Here is a 4,395-nt window from a genome sequence, read left to right as displayed (position 1 = left end):
GGCCTCAGGCCCGCCGCCGCTGTTCTGCCGTCGTCACCGCCGCTTCCGTACACCGGTACGGGCTGTTCACCCGGGCGCCCGGTCGCACCGGCGGCGCGGAACGCCCCTTCCACGGTGGAGCCGAACACCCCCGCGCGGAGCGCGTCCCGGTCCGGAGCGCGTCCCGGTCACCGTGCCCCCGGCGCGGCGCGGCGTCACTGTGCCCCGGGCCGGACCAGTCCGCTCTCATAGGCGTAGACCGCCGCCTGGACCCGGTCGCGCAGCCCCAGCTTGGTCAGCACATGGCCGACATGGGTCTTCACCGTGGTCTCGCTGACGAACAGGTCCGCGGCGATCTCCGCGTTGGACAGACCGCGCGCCACCAGCTTCAGCACCTCGACCTCACGGTCGGTGAGGGTGTGCAGGGTGTTGGGGAGCGGCTCCTCACCGGAGGGCAGATGCCCCGCGTACTTGTCCAGCAGCCGACGGGTGATGCTCGGGGCGAGCATCGCCTCGCCCGCGGCGACCACCCGGATCGCCTGCACCAGCTCATGGGCGGGGGCGTCCTTGAGCAGAAAGCCGCTGGCCCCGGCGCGCAGCGCCTCCACCACGTACTCGTCGAGGTCGAAGGTGGTCAGCACCAGCACCTTCGCCGGGCCGTCCCGTCCTGGACCGGTGATCTGCCGGGTCGCCTCGACGCCGTCCATCCGGGGCATCCGGATGTCCATCAGCACCACATCGGGCTGGAGCGCCCGCACCTGGTCGAGCGCCTGGAGGCCGTCCCCGGCCTCACCCACGACCGCGATGTCCTGCTCGGCCTCCAGGATCATCCGGAAACCGGTACGCAGCAACGGCTGGTCGTCGACCAGCAGGACACGGATGGCCACGGAGAACTCCTCACACTTGGTCGGGGCCCATTCTGCCCTGACCATCCTCGGATGACGGCGCCGGGGAGACACGCAAGGGATAGACCGGGGGAGTGCCGCCGAACTCCGGACAGACCGCCTGATGGTCACACCAGCCGCAGAGCTTCGTCGGCCGGGGGCGCCAGTCGCCCGTCTCGGTGGCCCGCTGGATCGCCTCCCACAGCGCCATCAGCTTCCGCTCCACCCGCTCCAGATCGGCCGGGACCGGGTCGTACGTCATCACCTCGCCACTGCCGAGATAGACCAGCTGGAGCCGGGACGGCACCACCTTCTTCAGCCGCCAGATCACCAGCGCGTAGAACGTCATCTGGAAGAGCGCGCCCTCGCTGTACTCCGGGCGCGGCGCCTTGCCGGTCTTGTAGTCGACGATCCGGACCTCACCCGTGGGCGCGATGTCGACCCGGTCGATGACCCCGCGCAGCCGCAGCCCCGACTCCAGCTCCGTCTCCACGAACATCTCCCGCTCGGCGGGTTCGAGCCGGGTCGGGTCCTCCAGCGAGAACCACCGCTCCACCAGCGACTCCGCCTCGGTCAGCCAGCGCGCCAGCTGCTCCCCCCGCTCATCGTCGGTGAAGAGCTCGCCCAGCTCGGGCCTGGCCGTGAGCAGCCGGTCCCACTGGCCGGGCACCAGCGCCTTGGCCTTCGGCGGCGTACGCTCGGCGGCGGGGGCGTCGAACAACCGCTCAAGGACCGCGTGGACCAGCGTGCCCCGGGTGGCCGCCGCGCTCGGCTTCTCCGGCAGCCGGTCGATCACCCGGAACCGGTAGAGCAGGGGGCACTGCATGAAGTCGCTCGCCCGCGAGGGCGACAACGACATGGGCCGCGGACCCGCCGGGCTCTCCTGACTCGTACTCATGACCACGACCCTACGGCCCGCCACTGACAGCGAGCGCAATACCATCGACCTCGGGGGCGCGGAACGGGCGGAACCCGGATCCGTCCCCACCCCGGCGGATCGGAGGCGATCCGAGCGGAACGGATCGGAACGGATCGGAACGGATCGGAACGGATCCGCGCGGAAACAGTCAGATCAGCCAGGCCAGCCAGACCAGAGCGAAGGGATCCCGTGAACGAGGACGACACGAAGGGTGACCGCGAGCGCGAGCGGGCGCGGGCCGAGCGCGGGGGCAAGTCCCCCGAGGGCGCGCCCGGCGGCAAGCCACGGCGCTCCGACGGCCCCGGTGGCGGCATCCTCATGGGCCGCCCCTTCGGCGTGCCGGTGTACGTCGCCCCGAGCTGGTTCCTGGTCGCAGCCCTGATCACCTGGGTCTTCGGCGGTCAGCTCGACCGCGTCCTGCCCGAGCTGGGCGGAGCCCGCTATCTGGTCTCGCTCTTCTTCGCGGTCGCCTTCTACGCCTCGGTCCTCGTCCATGAACTGGCACACACCGTCGTCGCGCTCCGCTACAAGCTGCCGGTCCGCCGGATCCAGCTCCAGTTCTTCGGCGGGGTCTCCGAGATCGAGAAGGAGTCCGAGACCCCGGGCCGCGAGTTCCTGCTCGCCTTCGTCGGACCGCTGCTCTCCCTGGTACTCGCCGGAGTCTTCTACGGCGGGATGCGGCTGGTCGAGCCCGGCACGGTCCCCGGGGTGCTGCTCGCCGGACTGATGATCTCCAACCTGATCGTCGCGATCTTCAATCTGCTCCCCGGGCTGCCGCTGGACGGCGGCCGGATGCTGCGCGCCGTCGTCTGGAAGATCACCGGCAAGCCGATGACCGGCACCATCGCCGCCGCGTGGGTCGGCCGCGCGCTCGCCGTCGCCGTCCTGATCGGCCTGCCGCTGCTCACCCACACCGGCGCCCTCGGCAATCCGGCGCAGAAGATCGGCGGCACGGAGACCGTCACCGACGCCCTCCTCGCGGCGATCCTCGCCGCGATCATCTGGACCGGCGCGGGGAACAGCCTGCGCATGGCGCGGCTCCGCGAGCATCTGCCCGAGCTGGAGGCGCGCGCCCTCACCCGGCGGGCCGTCCCCGTGGAGGCCGCGACCCCGCTCTCCGAGGCCCTGCGCCGGGCCAACGAGTCCGGGGCCCGCGCCCTCGTCGTCGTCGACGGCCAGGGCGCCCCCACCGGACTGGTCCGCGAGGCCGCGATCGTGGGCGTTCCCGAGCACCGCCGCCCCTGGGTCCAGGTCTCGGGCCTCGCCCAGGATCTGACCGAGGGCATGAAGATCTCCGCCGATCTGGCCGGGGAGGCGCTCCTCGACCGGCTGCGCGCCAACCCCGCCACCGAGTACCTGGTCATCGAGGAGACCGGCGAGATCTACGGAGTGCTCTCGGCCGCCGACGTCGAGCGCGCCTTCGTCGCCGCGATGGCCCGTCCCGGCTCCTGACTCCCCGCGCCCCCGCCTGGTGCCCACCGCGCCCCGCGGTCCCGCGTCCACCGGTGACCGTGCCGGGGGCCGCGCCGCCGGTCAGGACCGGCGGCCCGACGGCCGTCGCCGCTGGTGAGCGGATGCCCGAGTGCTCAAGCCCGTCCCGCGCCCGGTAGTCTGTTCACATGTCCGAACCGACCGGTGCCGCCCGCCGACGCGGGCCCTTCAAGGTCGGGGACCAGGTCCAGCTCACCGATCCCAAGGGACGCCACTACACGTTCACGCTCGAAGCGGGGAAGAACTTCCACACCCACAAGGGGTCCTTCCCGCATGACGAGCTGATCGGCGCCCCCGAGGGCAGTGTTGTCCGTACCACGGGAAACGTCGCCTATCTGGCGCTCCGCCCCCTGCTCCCCGACTACGTCCTGTCCATGCCCCGCGGCGCCGCCGTGGTCTACCCCAAGGACGCGGGGCAGATCCTGGCCTTCGCCGACATCTTCGCGGGTGCCCGCGTGGTCGAGGCGGGAGTGGGCTCCGGCTCGCTCAGCGCCTTCCTGCTGCGCGCCATCGGCGACCACGGCATGCTGCACTCCTACGAGCGGCGCCAGGACTTCGCCGAGATCGCCCAGCAGAACGTCGAGCGCTACTTCGGCGGACCGCACCCGGCCTGGCAGCTCACCGTCGGTGACCTCCAGGACAACCTCAGCGACACCGATGTCGACCGGGTGATCCTGGACATGCTGGCGCCCTGGGAGTGTCTGGAGGCCGTCTCCAAGGCGCTGGTCCCCGGCGGCATCCTCTGCTGCTACGTGGCCACCACCACCCAGCTGGCGCGGACCGTGGAGTCCATCCGGGAGATCGGCTGCTTCGCCGAGCCCCAGCCGTGGGAGTCCATGATCCGCAACTGGCATGTGGAGGGCCTGGCCGTCCGCCCGGACCACCGCATGATCGGGCACACCGGCTTCCTGGTCACCGCGCGGCGCCTCGCCGACGGTGTGGAGCCCCCGATGCGCCGCCGCCGTCCCGCGAAGGGCGCCTACGGCGAGGACTACGAGGGTCCGAACAAGGGCTGAGCCAGCCCATCCCAGGGGCGTGCGCGGGACCTCCCGGCCGCGCCCACCGAGACAACGCGTCGGCGCCGCCGTCGGGTTCCCGCCTCCGGGCGGGCAACTCCACGGC

General features: G+C 71.9%; 4 protein-coding genes. 2 read left to right on the top strand and 2 right to left on the bottom strand.

Annotated features, from left to right (window positions below):
• Positions 1 to 194 precede the first annotated feature (194 nt).
• Both ACFVIM_RS33240 and ACFVIM_RS33235 read right to left on the bottom strand, forming a co-directional pair.
• Positions 195 to 866, bottom strand: coding sequence for a response regulator (locus ACFVIM_RS33240; protein ID WP_384309531.1), 672 nt, complete (start codon positions 864 to 866; stop codon positions 195 to 197).
• A 10-nt stretch (positions 867 to 876) separates the two neighbouring features.
• Positions 877 to 1,761, bottom strand: coding sequence for a RecB family exonuclease (locus ACFVIM_RS33235; protein WP_384309529.1), 885 nt, complete (start codon positions 1,759 to 1,761; stop codon positions 877 to 879).
• Positions 1,762 to 1,971: 210 nt separating this feature from the next.
• Between ACFVIM_RS33235 and ACFVIM_RS33230 the strand changes: the two genes are divergently transcribed.
• Together ACFVIM_RS33230 and ACFVIM_RS33225 are read left to right on the top strand one after the other, a co-directional pair.
• Positions 1,972 to 3,234 carry a site-2 protease family protein gene (locus ACFVIM_RS33230; RefSeq protein ID WP_384309526.1) on the top strand — a complete coding sequence of 421 codons (1,263 nt, stop codon included), beginning with the start codon at positions 1,972 to 1,974 and terminating at the stop codon, positions 3,232 to 3,234.
• A gap of 167 nt (positions 3,235 to 3,401) precedes the next feature.
• Positions 3,402 to 4,289 carry a tRNA (adenine-N1)-methyltransferase gene (locus ACFVIM_RS33225; protein ID WP_384309523.1) on the top strand — a complete coding sequence of 296 codons (888 nt, stop codon included), beginning with the start codon at positions 3,402 to 3,404 and terminating at the stop codon, positions 4,287 to 4,289.
• Positions 4,290 to 4,395: the final 106 nt, after the last annotated feature.

The sequence above is a fragment of the Streptomyces sp. NPDC057638 genome, from assembly GCF_042800315.1.
Taxonomy (GTDB): Bacteria; Actinomycetota; Actinomycetes; order Streptomycetales; family Streptomycetaceae; genus Streptomyces.
Note: the sequence above shows the minus strand (reverse complement) of the source record. Positions and strands in the feature narration are given on the sequence as shown.

Coding starts and splice junctions, on each gene's coding strand:
- ACFVIM_RS33235 (WP_384309529.1), bottom strand. CDS start 1,761: ATGAGTACGAGTCAGGAGAGCCCGGCGGGTCCGCGGCCCATGTCGTTG.
- ACFVIM_RS33225 (WP_384309523.1), top strand. CDS start 3,402: ATGTCCGAACCGACCGGTGCCGCCCGCCGACGCGGGCCCTTCAAGGTC.